The organism is Nocardioides sp. BGA-UO-ETr-FS32, assembly GCF_059567905.1.
Genome location: NZ_JCAQOX010000014.1, coordinates 229,496 through 250,990, shown reverse-complemented (window position 1 = coordinate 250,990; position 21,495 = coordinate 229,496). Strand labels below are relative to the sequence as shown.

Here is a 21,495-nt window from a genome sequence, read left to right as displayed (position 1 = left end):
ATGCGAGCGCGCAGGATCATCACGGGCATCACCGTCGGCACCAGCCTCGCCGCCGCCGTCGGCGTCGGCTACGCCCTCGGCAGCGAGCCCGGCTCGCCGGGCCGGCCGTCCACCCCGACGATCGCGCTCGCCAACTCCGACCTCGGCGTCGCGGCCGACTGCGACGACCTGCTGGCGTCGTACGTCGACCGCGCGATGGAGCAGGTCGGCCCGTACGGCTGGGGCGGCGGCGCGGTCGACTTCGGCGCGATGGAGGGCGGTGACTCCGCTGCCGCGTCGGAGAGCGCCCGCGCCGGCGTGAGCACCTCGCGATCGACGAGCAACGAGTCCGGCACCAACGTCCAGGAGGTGGGCGTCGACGAGTCCGACGTCGTGAAGGTCGCCGGCAGCCTCCTGCTGCGGCTGCGCGACGGCGAGCTGCTGGCGTACGACGTGGCGGGCGCGGAGCCCCGCCTGCTGTCCTCGACCAGGCTCGACGACGCGCGTGGGAGCTCGGCCTGGGTCGGCGACCCGGGCGGCGAGCTGGTGTTCGTGGATGGTCGGGCGGTCGTGATCGGGACCTCCGACGACGGGCTGTCCACGACGGTCACCACCGTCGACCTCGCCGACCCGACCTCTCCTGCGGTCGTCGACGCGACCACGGTCCGCGGCCGGGCGTCGGCCGTACGGCTGCACGGCGACGTGGTGCGGGTCGTGCTCCAGAACGGCCTGCCCGAGCTCGACTTCTCGTTCCCCGACGGCGCGTTCGGCCAGCTGCGCGCGCGGCTGCGCAACCGGGCGCTGGTGCGCGGGACGACGCTCGCCGACTGGCTGCCGACGGTCGACGGTGCGCCGCTGGTGGACTGCGCCGACGTCGCGATCCCGCACGACGACGAGATCGCGCTCGGCACGACGACCGTCCTGGCCGTCGACCCGGCGGACCCCTCGACCCGGACGACGACCGCGGTGGCCATCGACTCGGACCTCTCCTACTTCTCGACCGACCGCTTCTACCTCGCAGCGTCCGGGCCCCAGTGGGGCTGGGACGACTGCATGGGCTGCCGTACGTCCTGGCCGGCGCCGGGCGGCACCACGCCGCTGTTCGCCTTCGCGCTCGACGGGGCGGCGACGACGTACGTCGCCTCCGGCGAGGTCGAGGGCACCATCGCCGACCGCTGGTCGATGGACGCCGTCGGCGGCTCCCTGCGCGTCGCCGTCGGGCCGAGCAGCGAGACCGGCAACTTCAGCTCCGTGCTGACGCTGCGCGAGGACGGGTCGGACCTTGCCGTGGACGGTCGGGTCGACCGGCTCGGCGTCGACGAGGAGATCAAGTCGGTGCGGTGGTTCGACGACCTCGCGATCGTGGTGACCTTCCGGCAGACCGACCCGCTCTACGCCATCGACCTGTCCGACCCGGCCGCACCGGTGCTGCTCGGCGAGCTCAAGATCCCCGGGTTCTCCGAGTACCTCCACCCCCTCGGCGAGCACCGCCTCCTCGGGATGGGCCAGGACGCGTCGCTGCAGGGCGTCACCCGTGGCGCCCAGGCCGCGCTCTTCGACGTCACCGACCTGACCGACCCCCGCCAGCTCGACGTGGTGCGCTACGCGAAGAACACACAGGCCGGCGCCGGCGTGGACCCGCGCCAGTTCACCTGGCTGCCGGAGCAGCGCATCGCGCTGACGGTCGTCTCCGAGGGCTGGACCGGCACCACCGGGTGGGTCTCGGTGCTGTCGCTCGCCGACGGCTCGATGACCAACCGCATGGTCGAGGTCGAGCACGGCACCGACGTGGCGGACGTACGCCTCGTGCCGCTGGCGTCGGGCAGGGTGGCGCTCGTGACGGGTGACGACGTGTCCTTCTTCGATATCGCCGGTTGAGGTGCGAGCGCGGCGAGCCTCGAAACCTGCGCGCCTCCGGACGTACGCTCGACGCCATGTGCCGCAACATCCGCCCGCTGAACAACTTCGAGCCGCCCGCGAGCCGCGACGAGGTCACCGCGGCCGCCCTGCAGTACGTCCGCAAGGTGGCCGGGACGACCAAGCCGTCGCAGGCCAACGAGGAGGTCTTCTACGCCGCGGTGAAGGAGATCGCGCACATCACCGAGCACCTCCTCGACGACCTCGTGACCACCGCTCCGCCGAAGAACCGCGAGGTGGAGGCTGCCAAGGCCAGGGCGCGAGCACAGGCACGGTACGCGTGACGATCCTCGCGGACCGGTCGGTCGAGGAGGCCCTCGAGCTGCTGGCCACCCGGCCGCTCGTCGTGCTGACCGGGGCGGGGCTCTCCACCGACTCCGGGATCCCCGACTACCGCGGGCCGGGCTCGCCGGCGCGGGCGCCGATGACCTACCAGGAGTTCGTCGCGACGCCCCAGGCGCAGCAGCGCTACTGGGCGCGCAGCCACCTCGGGTGGCAGCGGATGGGGCGGGCGCTCCCCAACGACGGCCACCACGCCCTCGCGACCCTCGATCCAGGGCTCCTCATCACCCAGAACGTCGACGGCCTGCACGAGGCCGCCGGGTCGCGGAGCCTCGTCGCGCTGCACGGCCGGGTCGCCGACGTGGTCTGCCTGTCGTGCCGTACGACGTCGTCGCGGGCCGCGCTGGCGAGCGAGCTCGACGCGCTCAACCCGCAGTGGCTCCAACGGCACGGGTGGGTGGAGTCCCGGCCCGACGGCGACGTCGACCTCGACGACACCGACGACTTCGTGGTGCCGCGGTGCCCGTGCGGCGGGTCGCTCAAGCCGGACGTGGTGTTCTTCGGCGAGAACGTGCCGGCCGACCGCGTCGCGCGCTGCTACGCGGCGGTCGAGGCCCTGGGCACCGACGGCGCCCTGCTCGTCGCGGGCTCCTCGCTCACCGTGATGAGCGGCCTCCGGTTCGTCAAGCGCGCGGCCTCGGGTGGCACGCCGATCGTCATCGTGAACCGCGGGCTGACGCGCGGCGACCCGCTGGCGGCGTACAAGCTCGAGGTCGGGTGCAGCGAGTTCCTGGGCGAGCTGTGCACCCGAGTTTCGGGGTTATAGGTAGAGATCTCTACCTGGAAGCAGGGCGGTCACCGGATATCCGGTGACTCCAGATCAGCCGCCCCGCCGGGCCCCGATCTCAGCGGCGTACGAAGATGTGTTCGGCGGCCTCGACCACCAGCTCGGCGGTCTCCCCGCCGGAGCCGATGAGGATGCCCTCGTCGGTCCGCGCGATGGTGACGGTCTTGCCGGGCAGGGCGCCGACGCGGCGCAGCAGGCCCATCAGCTCCTCGTCCTTCTGCATCTCCTCGGAGATCCGCTTGACGTGGACGCGCTGGTCCTCCATGGCCGCGGCGGCCGACAGCGGCTCGACGTTGTCCATGAAGTCCTCGCCGGCCCGGTCGCCGAGCTCGTCGAGGCCCGGGATCGGGTTGCCGTAGGGCGACTCCGTCGGGTGGTCGAGCAGCTCGAGCAGCCGGCGCTCGACCGTCTCGGACATCACGTGCTCCCACCGGCACGCCTCGGCGTGGACGAGCTCCCAGTCGAGCCCGATGACGTCGGTCAGCAGCCGCTCGGCCAGCCGGTGCTTGCGCATCACGCGGGTGGCGAGGAGCTGGCCCTCCTCGGTGAGCTCGAGGTGGCGGTCGCCCTGCACGGTGAGCAGGCCGTCGCGCTCCATCCGGGCCACGGTCTGGGACACGGTCGGCCCGGACTGGTGCAGCCGCTCGGCGATGCGGGCGCGCAGCGGCACGATGCCCTCCTCCACGAGCTCGTAGATCGTGCGGAGGTACATCTCGGTGGTGTCGATCAGGTCACTCACGGGGGTCATTGTGTCCCATGGCGCAACTGTCCCGGGCACGCGTGCCGTGGCACAGTGAGCCGGTGACCGAGCTGATCGTGCCCCGACGCTTCTGCGGACCTCCCGACTCCGGCAACGGCGGCTGGACGGCCGGCGCGCTGGCCGCGCTCGACGACGCCGACGCGCCCGCCGACCGGTGCGGGGGCTGGCCGACGTTCGAGGTGTCGCTCCGGCAGCCGCCGCCGCTGGACACGCCGCTGCCCGTCACCGTCGACGCAGGCGTGACGACGGCGTCGTACGGCGGCGCGCCCGTCGCGACCGCGCAGCGCGTCGACCGTACGCTCACCGAGGTCGAGCCGGTCGCGCCCGCGGCGGCGGCAGCCGCGGAGGCGTCGTACCCCGGCCACACCTTCCACCCCTTCCCCACCTGCTTCGCCTGTGGCACGGCGCGCGAGGACGGCGACGGGCTGCGGATCTTCCCCGGACCGGTGGACGCGGGCGACGAGCGCATCGCGGCCACCTGGACGCCGCACGCGAGCCTGCACGAGGACTGGCACACGTACGGCGACGAGCACCCGCGCGCCTCGGTGGCCGTCACCTGGGCGGCCCTGGACTGCATCGGCGGCTGGGCGGGCGACCTGACCGAGCGGCTGATGGTGCTCGGACGGATGACCGCGCGCGTCGACGACCTGCCCGTGATCGGCGAGCCCCACGTCGTGGTCGGCGACGGGCGCGGACGGGACGGGCGCAAGACCTTCACCGCCTCCACGCTGTACGACTCGGCGGGCCGGGTCGTGGCGGCCGCCGAGCACACCTGGATCGCGGTCGACCCGGCGCTGTTCGGTGGTCGGACGCCGCGGTGACCGCTCCGGCGGACGTCGTGGGGTGGTTGCTCGAGGGTGACGTGGCGGTGGCCCACCAGACGACGCGCGACCTCCTGCACCGCACGGACCCGGGCCTTCGGGCCCGCATCGCCACCGAGGGCCACGGGGCAGCGCTGCTCGCCGCCCGCAGGCCGGACGGCCACTGGGGCCATGGCTTCTACCAGCCGAAGTGGACCAGCACCCACTACACCCTCCTCGAGCTGTGCAACCTCGGCCTGCCCGAGGACCAGCCGGCCGCCGCCGAGTCCGTGGCCCTGGTCCTGGCCGAGGAGAGGGGGCCCGACGGCGGGCTCGACCCGAGCCACCGCGCTGCCGTCAGCGACGCCTGCATCAACGGCATGGGGCTTCGCTACGCCAGCTGGTTCGGCGCTCGGGAACAGGACCTGGCCGCGCTCGTCGACGTCCTGCTGGCCCGCACGGTCGCCGACGGCGGCTTCAACTGCCGCCACCGACCTCCTCTCGCTCCCCTCTCCCACTCGTCCCTGCACACCACCGTCTCGGTCCTCGAGGGGTTCACGAGCTATCTCGCGGCCGGCCACCAGCACCGCAGGCAGGAGGTCACCGCCGCGCAGGGCACCGCGGTGGAGTTCGTCCTGCGCCACGAGCTGTTCCGCAGCGAGCGGACGGGAGAGGTGATCCGGGAGGACTTCCTGGTGCCGCACCATCCCCCTCGATGGCACTTCGACATCCTCCGCGGCCTCGACTGCCTCGCGGGGGCGGGCGTGCCGCCCGATCCGCGGATGGATGCCGCGCTCGAGGCGCTCCTCGCCAGGCGTCGGCCGGACGGCTCCTGGACGGCGCGCGTGTGGCCCGGCCGGACGCACGTGCCGTCCGACCCGCCGGGACGCTCGCGATGGGCGACGCTCACCGCCCTGCGGGTGCTCGATCGATACGCATCGTGACCGCGCGATCTTGACCGCGACCCCGGGAGTGTTGAGAAGATGGTGCGCATGCCCGATTTGAACGATCCAAAGACCTTCTGGTGGCGCAACGCCGTCGTGTACCAGGTCTACGTGCGCAGCTTCGCCGACAGTGACGGCGACGGCATCGGCGACCTGCCCGGCATCACGTCGCGCCTGCCCCACCTCGCCGACCTGGGTGTCGACGCACTGTGGATCACGCCGTTCTACACCTCGCCGCAGCACGACCACGGCTATGACGTGGCGGACTACCGCGACGTCGACCCGCTGTTCGGCCAGCTCTCCGACGCCGACGACCTGGTCGCGCGCGCCCACGAGCTCGGCCTGCGGGTCGTGGTCGACCTCGTGCCCAACCACACCTCCGACCAGCACGAGTGGTTCCAGGCCGCGCTGGCCGCCGGCCCCGGCAGTCCCGAGCGCGCCCGCTACCTCTTCCGCGACTCCCCGGAGGGCGAGCCCGAGGGCACGCCCCCCAACAACTGGGGCTCGGTCTTCGGCGGCCCCGCGTGGACCCAGGTCGAGGACGGCCAGTGGTACCTCCACCTCTTCGACTCCACCCAGCCCGACCTCGACTGGCGCAACCCCGAGGTCAACGAGATGTTCGAGGACGTGCTGCGGTTCTGGCTCGACCGCGGCGTCGACGGCTTCCGCGTGGACGTGGCCCACGGCCTGTTCAAGGAGGCCAGCCTGCGCGACCAGGTCGTGGAGGAGGGCCAGCGAGCGTCGTCCGGCCAGGTCAACACCGACCACTCGATGGTGTCCCTCGACCTCAAGGACGAGCCGATGTGGGACCAGCCGGAGGTCCACGAGGTCTACCGCTCCTGGCACAAGGTCCTCGACGAGGCCGGTCCCGACCGGATGGCCGTCGCGGAGGCGTGGACCCAGACGCCCGAGTCGATGGCCGCCTTCGTCCGTCCCGACGAGCTCGACCAGGCCTTCAACTTCGCGTGGCTGCTCGCCGACTGGTCGGCCGAGGCCTTCGCGGAGGTCATCACCGACACCCTGGCGGCGGTCGAGCCCGTCGGCGCCTCGCCGACGTGGGTGCTCAGCAACCACGACGTCGTACGCCACGTCACCCGCTACGGCGGTGGCGAGCAGGGCCTGGCCCGCGGTCGCGCCGCAACGCTCGCCATGCTCGCCCTGCCCGGCTCGAGCTACCTCTACCAGGGCGAGGAGCTCGGCCTCGAGCAGGTCGACGTCGCGCCCGAGCACCGGCAGGACCCGTCCTACCTCCGCACCGGCGAGGTCGGCCGCGACGGCTGTCGTGTGCCGATCCCGTGGAGCGGCAGCGAGGCGCCGTACGGCTTCGGCCCGGGCACCGAGCAGCCGTGGATCCCGCAGCCGGCGGACTGGTCGGCGCTGACGGTCGAGGCCCAGACCGGCGACCCGTCGTCGACGCTGGAGTTCTACCGCGAGGCGCTGCGCGTGCGCCGCGAGTTCGCCTGGACCGCCGGTGACGACGTCGAGATCCTCGACGCCGGCGAGGACGTGCTGACGTTCGGTCGCGGCCCGATCACGGTCGTGCTCAACTGCGGCGCGGCGCCGGTGGAGCTGCCCGAGGGCGAGCTGCTCCTGTCCAGCGCCCCGGTCAACGGCAAGCTGCCGGCCGACACGGCTGCCTGGCTGCGCTGACGCCCGCCCGCGCGCGTACGGGTCCGTCCGCGCGCGCGTACGGCAGCCACTCCCGTCGCCGCGAGGTATCTGAGGACGAACTGGTAGGCGTTCCACCCGAATCGCCTACCAGGACGTCCTCAGATACCCGCGGCGGCGGACGGCGGCGGGTCAGTCGTCGCTGAGGGCCTGGTTGTACGCCGCCAGCTGCGCGGCGAACGCCGACAGCTCGTCGTCGCTCCAGCCACCCAGGCGCTGGTCGAAGCGGTCGCTGCGGCTGCGGGCCACGGTCTCGAGCCGCGTACGCCCCTCCTCGCTGGCGTCGAGCAGGATCGCGCGGCGGTCCTCGGCGGCCGGGCGGCGCTCGACCAGGCCGAGGTCGACCAGCGTCTGCACCTGCCGGCTGACGCCGCCCTTGTCCATGCCGAAGGCGTCGGACAGGTCGGCGGCCCGCATCGGCCCCTGCTTGGCCAGGTGCGTGAGGAGGAAGTAGGTCATCGGGTGCAGGTCGGGGTGGACCTCGCGGGCCCGTTCCCCCATCACGCGCTTGACCCGGCGGATCAGCGTGCCGACCTCGGCCTCGATGCGGCGGAGGTCGTCGTACCTCGTCGTCGATCCTGTGCTCATGCCCGGGGAGCCTCCGCCATGAGCTCATCCTCGCGCTTCACCGAGGTGCGCAGGGGCACCTCCTTGATGAAGAGCACCGCGATGAGCGCGCCCACCGCGAAGGGCAGGGCGACGAGGAAGATGTGACCGGTCGCGTCGCCGAAGGCGCTCTCGAAGATCGCGCGCACCGGCGCGGGCAGGCCGGAGACGTCCGGGATGCTGCCCGTGTCGTGCCCGACGGCGCCGGCGTACTCGGGGTGGGCGGCCAGCAGTCGGGCGAGCCCCGACTGCACGGCGTCGGCGACCTGGTGGGCCAGGACGGCGCCGAGCGCCGCGATGCCGATGGAGCCGCCGAGCGAGCGGAAGAACGCCACCACCGAGGATCCGGCGCCCATGTCGGAGAGGGCGATCGTGTTCTGCACGGCGAGGACGAGGTTCTGCATGGTCGCGCCGAGGCCCAGGCCGAGCACCGCCATGTAGACGCCGGTGTGCCACAGCGAGGTCGAGGCGTCGATGGTCGCGAGCAGCGCGATGCCGGCGATGACGAGCACCATGCCGCCGACCAACCAGCGCTTCCAGAGCCCGGTGGCGGTGATGATCCGGCCGCTCAGGATGCTCGTGACGAGGAGGCCGCCGACCATGCAGATCGACATCAGGCCCGCCTCGGTGGGGCTCAGGTCCTTGGCGCGCTGGAAGTAGAGGCTGAGGTAGACCGTCGAGCCGAACATCGCGACGCCGATCAGCACCGACGCGACGGTGGCCAGCGTGAGCGTACGGTCCTGGAACAGCCGCAGCGGGATGACCGGGTCCTTGGCGACGTTGGCCTCGACGTGGATCGCCGCGGCGATGACCACGACCGAGCCCGCGACCAGGAGGCCGCTGGTCCACGAGATCCAGTCGAAGTCCTGCCCGCCGAGCGAGACCCAGACCAGCAGGATGGAGACACCGCCGACGAGCAGGAAGGCGCCGAGGTAGTCGATGGAGACCTCGCGCTTGACGACGGGCAGGCGCAGCGTCTTCTGGAGCACCACGAAGGCGAGCGCCGCGACCGGGAGGCCGGCGAAGAAGCACCAGCGCCAGCCGACGGTGTCGACCAGGACGCCACCGACCAACGGGCCACTGACCGTGGCGAGGGCGAAGACCGCGCCGATGTAGCCGCTGTAGCGACCGCGCTCACGCGGCGAGACCATCGTGGCGATGACGACCTGGACCAGTGCGGTGAGCCCGCCGACGCCGAGGCCCTGGACGACACGGGCGCCGATCAGCACCTCCATCGACGGCGCGAAGCCGGCGATGAGCGAGCCCACCGAGAAGATCACCAGCGCCGACTGCACGAGCAGCTTCTTGTCGAAGAGGTCGGCGAACTTGCCCCAGATCGGCGTCGTGGCCGTCATCGCGAGCATGGTCGCGACGACCACCCAGGTGTAGCCGGTCTGGCTGCCCTCGAGGTCGTCGACGATGGTCGGCAACGCGTTGCTGACGATCGTGCTGGAGAGCATCGCGACGAACATCGCGAGGAGGAGCCCGCTGAGGGCCTCGAGCACCTCGCGGTGGCTCATCTCCCCGCTCTGCTCGGCGGTGACGGTGGGGGCCTGGGCCACTGCGTTCCTTCGGGTCGTGGTTGCGTCGCGCAATAGTTGTCCTCCACAACCATATGCCCGCAGGAACCCGCTGGCCACCTGACGGCGACGAGACCCGGGCCACACCCGCTCGTCCCGGGACGGCGTACGGCGCGCCGGACGACCACAACTCCGGCACGCGGGCGGCAGGCACGCTCGCTGGCGGGCGGCGTACGCACATCTGGTCGTCCGACGCGCCGGCCTGCCCCGGACATGCAGCGACCCGCAGGCCTGCTGCCCCTCTGGGAGGGGCCCCGGGGGATGACACCGGGGGCCTGCGGGTCGGGTGGCTGCAGTGGATTCGCCGGCAGCTGTCGGCGGACCGGGGCTGCCTAGCGGGCAGCCACCTCACTCATCCGAAAAGAAATCATTCTTCGGATCACCTCCCTTCTGTGTGAGACCACCGTACGTCGACGCGCGGGGCCGCTCAACGGGTTAAGCCACCACGTCCTCGACGGCCGACTCGAACTGCGAGCGGTAGAGCCGGGCGTAGGCACCGTCGGCCTCGAGCAGCTCCTCGTGCGAGCCCTGCTCGACGATCGAGCCCTCCTCCATCACCAGGATCAGGTCGGCGTCACGGATCGTGGAGAGCCGGTGCGCGATCACGAAGGACGTGCGGTCCGAGCGCAGCGCGGCCATCGCGTGCTGGAGCAGCAGCTCGGTGCGGGTGTCGACCGAGGAGGTGGCCTCGTCGAGGATCAGCAGCGCCGGGTCCTTGAGGAACGCGCGGGCGATCGTGACGAGCTGGCGCTCGCCCGCGGACAGGTTGGACCCGTCCTCGTCGATCACCGTGTCGTAGCCGTCGGGCAGCGAGTGCACGAAGCGGTCGACGAAGGTCGCCCGAGCCGCCTCGAGGATCTGCTCCTCGGTGGCGTCCGGGCGGCCGTAGGCGATGTTGTCGCGGATCGTCCCGGCGAAGAGCCAGGTGTCCTGGAGCACCATCCCGATGCGGCCGCGCAGCCCCTCGCGGGGGATCGAGGTGATGTCGACGCCGTCGATCAGGATGCGTCCGGACTGCGGGTCGTAGAACCGCATCACGAGGTTGACCATCGTCGTCTTGCCGGCACCGGTCGGCCCGACGATCGCCACGGTGTGGCCGGGCTCGGCGACCAGCGAGAGGTGCTCGATGAGAGGCCGCTCGGGGTCGTAGGAGAACGACACGTCCTCGAAGCGCACCTCTCCGCGGGCGTCGGCTGCGGACGCCGGGCGGCCGGTGGCCTCGGGCAACTCCTCCTCGGCGTCGAGCAGCTCGAAGACCCGCTCGGCCGAGGCGACACCCGACTGCAGCAGGTTGAGCATCGAGGCGACCTGCGTGAGGGGCTGGGTGAACTGCCGGGAGTACTGGATGAACGCCTGCACGTCACCGAGCGACATGGTGCCGCTGGCGACCCGGAGGCCGCCGAGGACGGCGATCACGACGTAGTTGAGGTTCCCGACGAACATCATGATCGGCATGATCAGCCCGCTGACGAACTGCGCGCCGTACGACGCCTGGTAGAGCTCGTCGTTCTGCTCGGCGAACACGCGCTCGGCCTCTGCCTGGCGGCCGAAGACCTTGACGATCGCGTGGCCGGAGAACGTCTCCTCGATGTGGGCGTTGAGCGTGCCCGTACGCCGCCACTGCTGGATGAACATGCCCTGCGAGCGCTTCATCACCGCGCCCGTGACGTACATCGAGATCGGCACCGAGACCAGTGCCACCATCGCCAGCACCGGCGAGATCCAGAACATCATCGCCAGGACCGCGAGCACCGTGAGCAGCGAGTTGAGCATCTGGCTCATCGTCTGCTGGAGCGTCTGGCTGATGTTGTCGATGTCGTTGGTGACGCGGCTCAGCAGCTCGCCGCGCGGCTGCTTGTCGAAGTAGCCGAGCGGGAGGCGGTGCACCTTGTCCTCGACCTCGGAGCGCATCCGCAGCACCGTGTGCTGGACGACGTCGTTGAGCAGCCAGCCACCGATCCACGCCAGCAGCGACGCGACGACGTAGACCGCGAGCACGACGAGGAGCACGTCGGCGACGGCCGAGAAGTCGACGCCCTCTGTCAGGTCCATCGAGGCGAGCATGTCGGCCCGGTCGTCCTCGCCCTGCGCGCGCAGCGCGTCGACCGCCTGCTCCTGCGTGGCCCCGGACGCGAGGACGTCCTTGCCGATGAGGCCGGCGAAGACGAGGTCGGTGGCGCGGCCCAGGATCCAGGGACCGACCGCCGTGGCGGCGACGCTGAGCACGGTGAGGACCAGCACGGCGTACGCCTTCCGGCGCTCCGGGTGCAGGCGCGCGAGCAGCCGCTCGAGGGAGGGCCAGAACGTGTCGGCCTTCTGGCCGATCATCCCCCCGCCCATCGGGCCGCGACCGGGACCACCCGGACCGGTCTGCACGCGCTCGGTCTCCTTCAGCGTGCCCGGCCTGGCCGGTGCGTCGGTGCTCATGGTCCCGGGGTCCCCGCGGCGTTGTTCGGGGGAGCGCAGCGGAGGAGAAGAAGGTCGTGGGGTGTTCATGCGACCTCCTCGGCGGTCAGCTGGGACCGGACGATCTCCTGGTAGGTCGAGCACGTCTCGAGCAGCTCGTCGTGGGTGCCGGTGCCGACGACCATGCCGTCGTCCATCACCACGATCCGGTCCGCGTGCCGGATGGTCGCCACGCGCTGCGCGACGATGACCACGGCCGACTCGCGCGTCACCGGCCGCAGGGCCGCCCGCAGCCGCGCGTCGGTGGTGAGGTCGAGCGCGGAGAAGGAGTCGTCGAAGAGGTAGATCCGCGGCCGGCGGATCACCGCCCGGGCGATGGCCATCCGCTGGCGCTGCCCGCCGCTCAGGCTGGAGCCTCCCTGGGCGACCTCGGAGTCGAGACCCTCGGGCATGGCCTCGACGAAGTCCCTCGCCTGGGCGACGTCGAGCGCCGCCCACATCTCCTCCTCGGTGGCGTCGGGCTTGCCGTAACGGAGGTTGTCGGCGATGGTCCCGCGGAACAGGAACGCCTTCTGCGGCACCAGCCCGAGCTCGGACCAGAGCGTCTCGGGGTCGACGTCGCGCACGTCGACCCCGCCCATGCGTACGGCTCCTCCGGTCGCGTCGAAGAGGCGCGGCACCAGGTTGACCAGCGTCGACTTGCCGGCGCCGGTCGACCCGACGATCGCCACGGTCTCGCCGGGCGCGGCGACCAGCGAGACATCGCGCAGCACCGGCTGGTCGGCGCCGGGGTAGGCGTACGTGACGCCCTCGAGCTCGAGGGTGAGCCGCTCGGGGAGGTCGGTGACGGGGTCCGTCGGCCTCGGGACCGACGACTCGGTGTCGAGCACCTCGGTGATCCGGTCGGCGCACACCGAGGCGCGCGGCACCATCATCAGCATGAACATCGCCATCATCACCGACATCACGATCTGCATGAGGTAGGAGATGTAGGCGGTGAGGGCGCCGACCTCCATCTGGCCGTCCTCGACGCGTTGCCCGCCGAACCACAGCACGCCGACCGTGGCGACGTTGGCCACGATCATCACCGTCGGGAACATCGCGGCCTGCCAGCGACCGGCCCGGATCGCCACGTCGGTCAGCTCCGCGTTGGCGTCGCCGAACCGCTCGGTCTCGTGGTCCTCGCGGACGAACGCGCGCACCACCCGTACGCCGGTGATCTGCTCGCGCAGCAGCCGGTTGACCTCGTCGATGCGCTCCTGCATGAGCCGGAAGCTCGGCACCATCTGGCGCACGAGCAGCCCGATCGAGACGCCGAGGACCGGGACCACCGCCAGGACCAGCCACGACAGCCCGACGTCCTCGCGGGCGGCCATGATGATGCCGCCGACCATCATGATCGGGGCCGACACCATCAACGTGCCGCCCATCAGCACCAGCATCTGCACCTGCTGGACGTCGTTGGTCTCGCGGGTGATCAGCGAGGGGGCGCCGAAGTGCTGCACCTCGCGGGCGGAGAAGGACCCGACCCGGTGGAAGATCGCCGCCCGGAGGTCGCGGCCGAAGCCCATCGCGTTGCGCGCCGAGAACCACACCGCGGCGATCGAGCAGACGATCTGGACCAGCGAGACGAGGAGCATCAGCCCGCCGTGGCGCACGATGTAGCCGGTGTCGCCGGTGACGACCCCGTTGTCGATGATGTCGGCGTTGAGGCTGGGCAGGTAGAGCGCTGCCATGGTGCCGACGAACTGCAGCGCGACGACGGCGGCGAGCGGCGCGGCGTACGGCCGGAGATAGGTGCGGACGAGTCGGAGCAGCATCAGGACTCCTTCCCCGTCGTGGGCTTGAGCACGCCGTCGAGCAACGTGCCGACGATCTGGTCGGGGGTGAGCAGGTGCCCGTCGCTGATGTGCGGGTGGGTCCCGGAGAAGGTCAGCATCCGGAGCATGTGCACGAGCTGCTCCGGGGTGCAGGTGAGCAGGTCGGCGTCGGGCTCGACGACCGCGACCATGACCTGCTCGACGACTCGTCGCCGCTCCTCCATGTGCCGGTGGGCCTTGGGCGGTCCGACCATCCCCATCGCGGTCATCAGCGCGAAGATGCCGCGGAAGCGCTCCTGCAGCCGCGAGCACAGGTCGGTGAGCCGCTCCCGCAACGGCTGGTCGAGGTCGACCGACTGGAGGTCGGCGAGGAACGGCTCCACGTCGAGCGCCTTCTCGACCGCCGCGGTGACGAGGTCGTCCTTGGACTCGAAAACCCGGAAGATCGTGCCCTCCGCGACGCAGGCCGCGTCGGCGATCTGGCGGGTGGTGACCGCGCGACCGTGCTCGTGGAGCAACGGGATGGTGACGTCGACCAGCGACTCGCGACGGTCGTCGGGGGTCATCGGGCGGGCGCGGGGAGTCACCCGGCCTAGCGTAAGTGAGTGAGCGCTCACTCACAAGCGGGTTGTGTGCCGGGCGGGCGAGTCGGCGGGATGGGGGCGCCCAGGTCCTACGGCGCGAGCCGTACGACGTCCCAGCCGGCACCGTCGCGGCGGTAGACGAGTCGGTCGTGCATCCGGCTCGGCCGCCCCTGCCAGAACTCGACGGCCCCGGGCGCGACGCGGTAGCCACCCCACGTCGGAGGCACCGGCACCGGACCGTCGTCGCCGAACCGCTCGTGCGCCCGGGCGTACGCCGCGGCGAGGTCGGCGCGCGAGTCCACCCGACTCGACTGGGCCGACGCCCACGCCCCCAGCTGGGCGCCGCGGGGGCGCGACCGGAAGTAGGCCTCGACCTCGGCGGCGTCGAGCGTGGTCGCGACGCCCTCGACGCGCACCTGGCGCTCGAGGGCGTACCACGGGAAGAGCAGCGCGCATCGCGGGTTGGCGGCGAGCTCCTCGCCCTTGCGCGAGGCGTGGTTGGTGTAGAAGACGAAACCACCGGGCCCGACGCCCTTGAGCAGCACGGTCCGGCTCGAGGGCCGACCGTCGGGCGACACCGTGGAGACCACCATCGCGTTGGGTTCGTGGATGCCCGCGTCAAGCGACTGCCGCAGCCACCGCTCGAACATCTCGATGGGGTCGTCGGCCAGGTCGGGCAGGTCCAGCCCGCCGCGCCCGTACTCCTCGCGCAGTCCGGAGAGGTCCATGTCCCGACACTAGTCGGGCACGAGGGACGAGAGCCCGGCGTGTGGAGGGAGATCGAGTAGCCCCGCGGCCGAGCCTGCGAGGACGCGGCAGGGCGTATCGAGATCCGGGCTCCAGGGGCCGGGGTGCACAATGAGCCGTCCCGTGCAGTCTCCCGGGGCGCCTGATGCACGGAGGACCACGAAGGAGTGGCATGACCGAGATCCAGCACGGCCTCGAGGGTGTGGTCGCGTTCGAGACGCAGATCGCCGAGCCCGACAAGGAGGGATCGGCGCTGCGCTACCGCGGCGTCGACATCGAGGAGCTCGTGGGCCGCGTCCCGTTCGAGAACGTCTGGGGGCTGCTGGTCGACGGCGCCTACTCCCCCGGCCTGCCGCCCGCCGAGCCCTACAACATCTCCATCCACACCGGCGACGTCCGCGCCGACGTGCAGGCCGCCGTCGCGATGCTCGCGCCGATGCTCGGGATGGGCCAGACCTACGACATCTCCGACGAGCAGGCCCGCCTGGACCTCTCACGCGTCGCGGTGATGGTGCTGTCGTACGCCGCGCAGTCCGCCCGCGGCCTCGGCAAGCCGGTCGTCGCCCAGGCCGAGGTCGACCAGGGTCGCACCCTCGCCGAGCGGTTCCTGATCCGCTGGCGCGGCGAGGCCGACCCCAGTCACGCGCACGCCATCGACGCCTACTGGTCGTCGGCGGCCGAGCACGGCATGAACGCCTCGACCTTCACCGCGCGCGTCATCACCTCCACCGGCGCCGACGTGGCCGCCGCGTTCTCCGGGGCCATCGGCGCGATGTCCGGACCGCTGCACGGCGGCGCCCCGTCCCGCGTGCTCGGCATGATCGAAGAGGTCGAGAAGCGCGACGGCGACGCCTCGTCCTACGTCAAGGAGCTGCTCGACAGCGGCGAGCGGCTGATGGGCTTCGGCCACCGCGTCTACCGCGCCGAGGACCCGCGCGCCCGGGTGCTGCGCCGCACGGCCAAGGAGCTCGACGCCCCGCGCTACGAGGTGGCCGAGGCGCTGGAGAAGGCCGCCCTCGCCGAGCTGCGCGAGCGTCGCCCCGACCGGGTGCTCGAGACCAACGTCGAGTTCTGGGCGGCGATCGTCCTCGACTTCGCCGAGGTCCCGGCGCACATGTTCACCTCGATGTTCACCTGCGCCCGCACGGGCGGCTGGTCGGCGCACATCCTCGAGCAGAAGACGACCGGCCGGCTGATCCGGCCGTCCGCCGTCTACGCCGGGCCGAGCACCCGACCGGCGAGCGAGGTTCAGGGCTGGGACGAGGCCTGGGCGTAGTACCAGGACGTCCTGCCCTTCGCGCCACGGCGCGTGAGCGAGATGTGCACGTGGTCGCGGTGCCGCAGGGTGGGCGAGCACCTGCGCCTGGTCCGGCAGCCCGAGCTCAGGTAGCGCTTGGCGACGAACCCGTCGTACGAGGCGTACATCCGGTCGTCCCAGATGACGTACATGATCCCCATCCGGCGGGCGAGCGCGTGCGGCTGGCCGGTGTCGTCGGGGGCGAGGATCTCGTCGATCATCGCGTCGGCCAGCGCCTTCTGGGCCGGGTCGGTCGCGTCGAGGATCCAGTCGAAGGCGCGCGCCTCCTTGTGCTCGCTTCGGCTCGACCCGGCGCACGAGCGGGCGATCGTGCCGTAGCCTCCGCCGCGCGCGACGAGCCAGTCCGCGAGCATCAGCACCCCGGGCTTCGGCGTCTGCCTGCACGTGGTCTGCGGCTGGTAGCCGGCGTACGGCTCCATCGGCATGAGGTACGGCGCCGAGGACGTGACGGTGCCGCGCCGGCTGCTCGGCTCGTCGGCCACCGCGGCACCCGGGCTGCCGGAGAGCAGGCCGAGCACGACGACGCACGTGCCCGCGACTCGCGTGACGGCACGCAGTGGCGCTCGCATCGAGACGTCCCACCTTCCCCTGTGACCACATCTGGCACAGGGACCGTAAGCGGCCCCCCGCTCAGGCGTCAGGGGATCGTCAGAACATCACCGCTGTAGTTCGCAGGCGGCCGTGCCGCCCGGCATCCGGTGCCGGTTGGCGGCCACCCAGGCGTACGTCCGGCGCGCCACCGCGTCGACGCCCGGGGCGGTCATCAGGCGCCCGACGGCGCGCCACGGCAGCGGTCCGGTGCGCAGGATCGCGGCGAAGGCGCGGTGGCCGTAGTCGACCCGGCCGTCGGGGTGGACGTAGGGCATCTCCACGACCGCGCGGGCCGGGTCGACGCCGAGGGCGGCGAGGTCGGCGGCTTGGACCGTGGAGGCGTCGACGTCGACGCCGAGACGCGGCACCAGCCGTGCGGTGCGCATGCAGAAGCCGCAGTCGGCGTCGTTGAGCATCAGTCCGCGGGCCACGACGTCCAGACTACGTCGGTGGCAGGACCCGCCCGAAGCAGCGGCTCAGCTCGGAGCCGCGGTAGTGGCCGAAGCCGGGGATCGGCTCGTAGCCGGACGACGTGTAGAGCGTGATGGCCTCGGGCTGCTTCATCCCGGTCTCCAGGACCAGCGCCTCGATGCCGGCGGCGGCCGCCGTCGCCTCGAGGTGGGCGAGCATCCGGCGGGCGAGCCCGCGGCGCTGCGCGGACGGGACGACGTACATCCGCTTGATCTCCGCGGTCACCTCGGCGCCGAGCGCCCTCACCGAGCTGCGTCGCCAGGCGCCGGTCGCTACCGGTGCGCCATCGAGGTAGGCGACGAAGAACTGGCCGAGCGGGTCCTCGAAGTCGGCCGGGTCGATCGGCGACTCGTCCCGGCCGCCGTAGCGCGCGACGTACTCGGCCTGCACGGCCTCGATCAGCACCTGCGCGTCCGGGTGCGTGATGGCGACCCGCTCGATGCGCGTGGCGTGGTCGTCCATGCTTCGTCCCCTGTCGTGTGGCGCGTGCGCGCGGGTGACACACTAGGGCTGCTGACAGCGTCGTCAGGACCGCCGTTCCGTGTCCACCGTGATCCCACGTGAGGTTCCTCCATGACCGACGCCCTGAAGATCCCCGCCGACCTGCTCCCGGCCGATGGCCGCTTCGGTGCGGGGCCGTCCAAGATCCAGACCAGCCACCTCGACGCGCTCGCCGCGACCGGCGCGTCACTGATGGGCACCTCCCACCGGCAGGCGCCGGTGAAGAAGACGGTGGGCCGGGTGCGTGAGGGCCTCACCGCGCTGTTCGACGTGCCCGAGGGCTACGAGGTGGTGCTCGGCAACGGCGGTGCGACTGCGTTCTGGGACATCGCGTGCTTCGGCCTGATCCGCGAGAAGAGCCAGCACCTGTCGTTCGGCGAGTTCTCCTCCAAGTTCGCCACCTCGGCCAAGAAGGCGCCGTGGCTGGCCGACCCGTCGGTCATCACCAGCGAGCCCGGCTCGCGTCCCGACGCGGTCGCCGAGGACGGCGTCGACGCCTACGCCTGGGCGCACAACGAGACGTCCACCGCGGTGATGGCGCCCGTACGCCGCCCGTCGGGGATCGACGACGACGCGCTCGTGCTGGTCGACGCGACGTCCGGCGCCGGCGGCCTGCCCGTCGACCTCGACCAGGTCGACACCTACTACTTCGCCCCGCAGAAGTGCTTCGCCTCCGACGGCGGCCTCTGGATCGCCCTGATGTCGCCGCGCGCGCTGGCCCGCGCGGAGGAGATCGCGGCGAGCGATCGCTACGTCCCGCCGTTCTTCGACCTGCCGACCGCCATCGACAACTCCTCGAAGAACCAGACCTACAACACCCCGTCGGTCGCCACCCTCTTCCTGATGGCCGAGCAGCTCGACTGGATGAACGGCCAGGGCGGGCTCAAGGCGATGGTCGAGCGCACCACGGCCTCCTCCGACGCGCTCTACGGCTGGGCCGAGCGCACCGCCTGGACCACGCCGTACGTCACCGAGGCCGCCGACCGCTCGCTCGTCATCGGCACGATCGACTTCGACGACTCGATCGACGCCGCCGCGATCGCCGCGACCCTGCGGGCCAACGGCATCGTCGACACCGAGCCCTACCGCAAGCTCGGCCGCAACCAACTACGGATCGCGATGTACCCCGCGATCGACCCCGCCGACGTCGAGAAGCTCACCGCGGCGATCGACTTCGTCGTCGCCAACAGCTGACGTCAGCCCGCGTTGAGGAGCTTGAGCACCGCCCGCTCGAGCGCGGCCTGCCGGGCATCGTCCGTGTCGTACTTCCCCCGGACCTTGACCGTGCGGCCGCGCTCGTAGGCCTCGACCACCCGCGGGTCGACGTACGACGTCCGCGCGAGGGTGGGGGTGTTGCCGAGGAACTCCGAGACCTCCTTCATCGCGCTCGCGACGGCACGCTTGCGTGACGCCTTGGACTTCCCCGGCTCCTCGGTCTCGGCGAGCGCGTCGGCGGCGATGACGGTGGCGTGCCACGTGCGGAAGTCCTTGGCGGTGGCCTCGATCCCGAAGCACGTGCGGATGTAGTCGTTGACGTCGGCGGACGACAGGCCCTTCCAGCGCCGGCCGTCCTTCCACGCGAGCAACCTGTCGCCCCCGCCGCGCCGGCGGCGCATCACGTCGAGCGCTTCGGTCGCAGACGGGTCGTCGATGGTGATGTCGTGCTCCACCCCGGACTTCCCCACGAAGCTGAAGCGCAGCGCCTTGCCCTGCCGCGAGACGTGCTCCTTGAGCATCGTGGTCAGGCCGAAGGAGCCGTGGGTGTCGGTGTAGATGTCGTTGCCGATCCGGAAGTAGCCGAGGTCGAGCAGGCGCACGGCGACCGCGCACGCGCGCTCCAGCGACATCCCCTCGGACCCGATGTCGGCGAGCACGCGCTCGCGCGCCTTGGACAGCGCCTTGCCGAACACCAGGATCCGGTCGAACTTCGCGGCGTCCCGGCTCGCGCGCCACTGCGGGTGGTAGAGGTACTGCTTGCGCCCGGCGTCGTCGGTGCCGACGGCCTGCAGGTGGCCGTTGGGGTAGGGCGTGATCCACACGTCGGTCCACGCCGGCGGGATGACCAGGTCCTTGCAGCGCTGCACCTGCTCGTCGTCGAGGCGCTTGCCGTGCTGGTCGAGGTAGGTGAAGCCCTTGCCGGCCCGGCGTCGGGTCCAGCCGGGCTGGTCGGGGAACGTACGCCTCAGTCGCGGCATGCGGTGAACCTACTGGTCGACCCGGGTGGTGGCGGACACCCGGAGGGAGGTCTCCGGGGCCGCGCCCTCGCGGCGTCAGATCTCGGACGTGCCTGGTCGCAGCACCTGCCGGGCGAGCTCGGCCTGGCTGTCGGTGAGCAGGTGCTCGGGCACCCGCACCGGCTCGTGTCCCTCGACGATGAACGTGTAGACGAACATGTCGGGGAGCGGCCGGGCGTCCTTGGCCGCCGCGGACGAGACCGCCGCCGAGACGAGCGGACCCAGCCCGGAGGCCTCGACGTCGACCTCGGCCGCCTCCGAGCGACCCGCGAAGCCCCCGCTGCGCTCGACGCGCAGACGACCGGCGGGCTGCGGGTCGGACGCAGGCACCGACCGGCGGCCAGGCTCGACGCCGACCTGCCGCCACGCCTCGCGTACAGCGTCGGCGTGCTCGCCGGCCGCGGCGACGGTCGCCGCCGCGAAGGTGCCGAAGTCCGCACCGCGGGGGACCCCGTCGCCGACCAGCGCGTCGTACCAGATCCGGCCGGCACCCTCGATCGCCCTGCCGCCGACTGCGAGGGCCGCGAGGTGGAAGGCCCTGTTGGGGATGCCGGAGTTGAGGTGAACGCCGCCGTTGTCGGCGGTGGTCACGATGTAGTCGTCCATGTGGCCGACCTGCGGGTCGGCGCCGACCTCGGGGTCGTCGTACGCCGTGCCGGGGGCCGCCATGTCGCGCAGCGCCCGCGCCTGCACGGACGGCATGAAGATCCCCTCCCCGATCAGCCAGTCGCCGTCGGCGGCCTCCTGCCCGAGCAGCCGCTGCTTGAGGCAGGACGCGAACACGTCGGCGACGGACTCGTTGAGTGCGCCCGACTGGCCGCGGTAGGTCAGGTCGGCGGTGTGCTCGATGACCGCGTGGGAGAACTCGTGGGCGAGCACGTCGACAGGCTTGGTGAACCGCTCGAACACCCGGCCGTCGCCGTCACCGAACACCAGCTGGGTGCCGTCCCAGAAGGCGTTGTTGTAGTCGGAGCCGTAGTGGACGGTGAGGCTCACCGGTGCGCCGGCGCCGTCGTGGGAGCTGCGCGCGAGGTCCTCGAGGAACATCTGCAGGGTCGCCTCGATGCCGGCGGCGGCCTCGTCGACCGCGACGTCCCCGGTGTCGGGCTCGCCGGAGCGGCGGGCGGGCGTGCCCGGCAGCGAGGTGGACGACCCCGCGTCGTGGACCGTCCACACCGGGGCGACGGCAACCCTCTCGCCGACCCCCTCCGCGGCCGCGGCGCTGGCGGCGCGGGCCTCGACCCCGCGCTGCGCGCGCAGGCGCCGCACCGCCTCGTCACGCTCGGCGGCCTCCGGGCCGTCGACACGCTCGGCCAGCCAAGGCGGGATGAAGGTGCAGCGGGGAGCAGGGGCGGCGTGGGTGTCCCGAGAGGTCATGGGACAGGTCTACCCGTCCGGTCCGACAGCCGGAAGGGGCCTCGGCGAAGCGGGAGGCCTTGG

Annotated in this window: 20 protein-coding genes; 8 read left to right on the top strand and 12 right to left on the bottom strand. The window is 71.9% G+C overall.

The annotated features are described in order from the left end of the window. From AC57BS_RS11050 to AC57BS_RS11040, 3 genes are read left to right on the top strand one after another with little or no spacing between them, the layout of a single operon-like run. On the top strand, window positions 1-1,857 hold the full coding sequence (locus tag AC57BS_RS11050) for a beta-propeller domain-containing protein (protein WP_496411492.1): 1,857 nt from the start codon (window positions 1-3) through the stop codon (window positions 1,855-1,857). 56 nt (window positions 1,858-1,913) lie between these two features. Next, a complete protein-coding gene (locus AC57BS_RS11045; RefSeq protein ID WP_496411491.1) occupies window positions 1,914-2,180 on the top strand; it encodes a DUF2277 domain-containing protein in 267 nt (88 codons plus the stop codon). Next, entirely contained in the window at window positions 2,177-3,004 is an 828-nt protein-coding gene (locus tag AC57BS_RS11040) for a Sir2 family NAD-dependent protein deacetylase (protein WP_496411490.1), read from the top strand. The genes AC57BS_RS11045 and AC57BS_RS11040 overlap by 4 nt, the downstream gene beginning before the upstream one ends. A gap of 79 nt (window positions 3,005-3,083) precedes the next feature. Here the strand turns inward: AC57BS_RS11040 and AC57BS_RS11035 are convergent, their stop codons facing one another. Beyond that, window positions 3,084-3,764 carry an iron-dependent transcriptional repressor DtxR gene (locus AC57BS_RS11035; protein ID WP_496411489.1) on the bottom strand — a complete coding sequence of 227 codons (681 nt, stop codon included), beginning with the start codon at window positions 3,762-3,764 and terminating at the stop codon, window positions 3,084-3,086. A gap of 62 nt (window positions 3,765-3,826) precedes the next feature. Here AC57BS_RS11035 and AC57BS_RS11030 point away from each other — a divergent pair, with 62 nt between their 5' ends. Genes AC57BS_RS11030 through AC57BS_RS11020 form a run of 3 tightly spaced genes read left to right on the top strand, consistent with a single transcriptional unit; the run spans window position 3,827 to window position 7,179 of the window. After that, window positions 3,827-4,606 carry a hypothetical protein gene (locus AC57BS_RS11030; RefSeq protein ID WP_496411488.1) on the top strand — a complete coding sequence of 260 codons (780 nt, stop codon included), beginning with the start codon at window positions 3,827-3,829 and terminating at the stop codon, window positions 4,604-4,606. After that, entirely contained in the window at window positions 4,603-5,529 is a 927-nt protein-coding gene (locus tag AC57BS_RS11025; RefSeq protein ID WP_496411487.1) for a hypothetical protein, read from the top strand. Before AC57BS_RS11030 ends, AC57BS_RS11025 begins: the two co-directional genes overlap by 4 nt. Window positions 5,530-5,577: 48 nt before the next feature. After that, the gene (locus AC57BS_RS11020; RefSeq protein WP_496411486.1) at window positions 5,578-7,179 is read left to right on the top strand and encodes a glycoside hydrolase family 13 protein; all 1,602 of its coding nucleotides are present in this window, start codon (window positions 5,578-5,580) and stop codon (window positions 7,177-7,179) included. Between the two features lie 150 nt (window positions 7,180-7,329). On the opposite strand, the gene AC57BS_RS11015 is transcribed toward AC57BS_RS11020, so the two are convergent. The 6 genes from AC57BS_RS11015 to pdxH form a co-directional block, all read right to left on the bottom strand. Further along, entirely contained in the window at window positions 7,330-7,785 is a 456-nt protein-coding gene (locus tag AC57BS_RS11015; protein ID WP_496411485.1) for a MarR family winged helix-turn-helix transcriptional regulator, read from the bottom strand. Further along, a complete protein-coding gene (locus AC57BS_RS11010; RefSeq protein WP_496411484.1) occupies window positions 7,782-9,365 on the bottom strand; it encodes an MDR family MFS transporter in 1,584 nt (527 codons plus the stop codon). The genes AC57BS_RS11015 and AC57BS_RS11010 overlap by 4 nt, the downstream gene beginning before the upstream one ends. Window positions 9,366-9,818: 453 nt before the next feature. Continuing rightward, complete coding sequence (locus AC57BS_RS11005; RefSeq protein ID WP_496411977.1) at window positions 9,819-11,810, bottom strand: ABC transporter ATP-binding protein; 1,992 nt, start codon at window positions 11,808-11,810, stop codon at window positions 9,819-9,821. Window positions 11,811-11,875: 65 nt separating this feature from the next. After that, window positions 11,876-13,609: an ABC transporter ATP-binding protein gene (locus AC57BS_RS11000; RefSeq protein WP_496411483.1), complete on the bottom strand. Its 1,734-nt coding sequence runs from the start codon at window positions 13,607-13,609 to the stop codon at window positions 11,876-11,878. Continuing rightward, window positions 13,609-14,196 (bottom strand): TetR/AcrR family transcriptional regulator, encoded by a 588-nt coding sequence (locus AC57BS_RS10995; RefSeq protein WP_496411482.1) that lies wholly within the window; start codon window positions 14,194-14,196, stop codon window positions 13,609-13,611. Before AC57BS_RS10995 ends, AC57BS_RS11000 begins: the two co-directional genes overlap by 1 nt. 86 nt (window positions 14,197-14,282) lie before the next feature. Further along, window positions 14,283-14,921: a pyridoxamine 5'-phosphate oxidase gene (gene pdxH / locus AC57BS_RS10990; protein ID WP_496411481.1), complete on the bottom strand. Its 639-nt coding sequence runs from the start codon at window positions 14,919-14,921 to the stop codon at window positions 14,283-14,285. Window positions 14,922-15,112: 191 nt separating this feature from the next. Between pdxH and AC57BS_RS10985 the strand changes: the two genes are divergently transcribed. Then, entirely contained in the window at window positions 15,113-16,216 is a 1,104-nt protein-coding gene (locus AC57BS_RS10985) for a citrate synthase 2 (protein ID WP_496411480.1), read from the top strand. On the opposite strand, the gene AC57BS_RS10980 is transcribed toward AC57BS_RS10985, so the two are convergent. The 3 genes from AC57BS_RS10980 to AC57BS_RS10970 all read right to left on the bottom strand — a co-directional run bounded on the left by AC57BS_RS10980 (window position 16,189) and on the right by AC57BS_RS10970 (window position 17,782). Then, on the bottom strand, window positions 16,189-16,827 hold the full coding sequence (locus AC57BS_RS10980; RefSeq protein WP_496411479.1) for a VldE C-terminal domain-containing protein: 639 nt from the start codon (window positions 16,825-16,827) through the stop codon (window positions 16,189-16,191). The genes AC57BS_RS10985 and AC57BS_RS10980 overlap by 28 nt on opposite strands. Window positions 16,828-16,914: 87 nt before the next feature. Beyond that, complete coding sequence (locus tag AC57BS_RS10975; protein WP_496411478.1) at window positions 16,915-17,280, bottom strand: thiol-disulfide oxidoreductase DCC family protein; 366 nt, start codon at window positions 17,278-17,280, stop codon at window positions 16,915-16,917. A gap of 10 nt (window positions 17,281-17,290) precedes the next feature. Then, window positions 17,291-17,782: a GNAT family N-acetyltransferase gene (locus AC57BS_RS10970; protein WP_496411477.1), complete on the bottom strand. Its 492-nt coding sequence runs from the start codon at window positions 17,780-17,782 to the stop codon at window positions 17,291-17,293. A 111-nt stretch (window positions 17,783-17,893) separates the two neighbouring features. On the opposite strand from AC57BS_RS10970, the gene serC reads away from it, so the two are divergent. After that, window positions 17,894-19,015: a phosphoserine transaminase gene (gene serC / locus AC57BS_RS10965; protein ID WP_496411476.1), complete on the top strand. Its 1,122-nt coding sequence runs from the start codon at window positions 17,894-17,896 to the stop codon at window positions 19,013-19,015. Between the two features lie 2 nt (window positions 19,016-19,017). Here serC and AC57BS_RS10960 read toward each other — a convergent pair whose 3' ends face one another. Then, window positions 19,018-20,016, bottom strand: coding sequence for a DNA topoisomerase IB (locus AC57BS_RS10960; RefSeq protein WP_496411475.1), 999 nt, complete (start codon window positions 20,014-20,016; stop codon window positions 19,018-19,020). A 75-nt stretch (window positions 20,017-20,091) separates the two neighbouring features. Continuing rightward, window positions 20,092-21,432, bottom strand: coding sequence for a M4 family metallopeptidase (locus AC57BS_RS10955; protein ID WP_496411474.1), 1,341 nt, complete (start codon window positions 21,430-21,432; stop codon window positions 20,092-20,094). Window positions 21,433-21,495 lie beyond the last annotated feature (63 nt).

Excerpts from the sequence above, each read along its gene's own strand:
- serC (WP_496411476.1), top strand. The coding sequence starts at position 17,894 with ATGACCGACGCCCTGAAGATCCCCGCCGACCTGCTCCCGGCCGATGGC.
- pdxH (WP_496411481.1), bottom strand. The coding sequence starts at position 14,921 with ATGGACCTCTCCGGACTGCGCGAGGAGTACGGGCGCGGCGGGCTGGAC.
- AC57BS_RS11020 (WP_496411486.1), top strand. The coding sequence starts at position 5,578 with ATGCCCGATTTGAACGATCCAAAGACCTTCTGGTGGCGCAACGCCGTC.
- AC57BS_RS10980 (WP_496411479.1), bottom strand. The coding sequence starts at position 16,827 with ATGCGAGCGCCACTGCGTGCCGTCACGCGAGTCGCGGGCACGTGCGTC.
- AC57BS_RS10985 (WP_496411480.1), top strand. The coding sequence starts at position 15,113 with ATGACCGAGATCCAGCACGGCCTCGAGGGTGTGGTCGCGTTCGAGACG.
- AC57BS_RS10960 (WP_496411475.1), bottom strand. The coding sequence starts at position 20,016 with ATGCCGCGACTGAGGCGTACGTTCCCCGACCAGCCCGGCTGGACCCGA.
- AC57BS_RS11015 (WP_496411485.1), bottom strand. The coding sequence starts at position 7,785 with ATGAGCACAGGATCGACGACGAGGTACGACGACCTCCGCCGCATCGAG.
- AC57BS_RS11005 (WP_496411977.1), bottom strand. The coding sequence starts at position 11,810 with ATGAGCACCGACGCACCGGCCAGGCCGGGCACGCTGAAGGAGACCGAG.
- AC57BS_RS10955 (WP_496411474.1), bottom strand. The coding sequence starts at position 21,432 with ATGACCTCTCGGGACACCCACGCCGCCCCTGCTCCCCGCTGCACCTTC.
- AC57BS_RS10970 (WP_496411477.1), bottom strand. The coding sequence starts at position 17,782 with ATGGACGACCACGCCACGCGCATCGAGCGGGTCGCCATCACGCACCCG.
- AC57BS_RS11045 (WP_496411491.1), top strand. The coding sequence starts at position 1,914 with ATGTGCCGCAACATCCGCCCGCTGAACAACTTCGAGCCGCCCGCGAGC.
- AC57BS_RS11050 (WP_496411492.1), top strand. The coding sequence starts at position 1 with ATGCGAGCGCGCAGGATCATCACGGGCATCACCGTCGGCACCAGCCTC.
- AC57BS_RS11000 (WP_496411483.1), bottom strand. The coding sequence starts at position 13,609 with ATGCTGCTCCGACTCGTCCGCACCTATCTCCGGCCGTACGCCGCGCCG.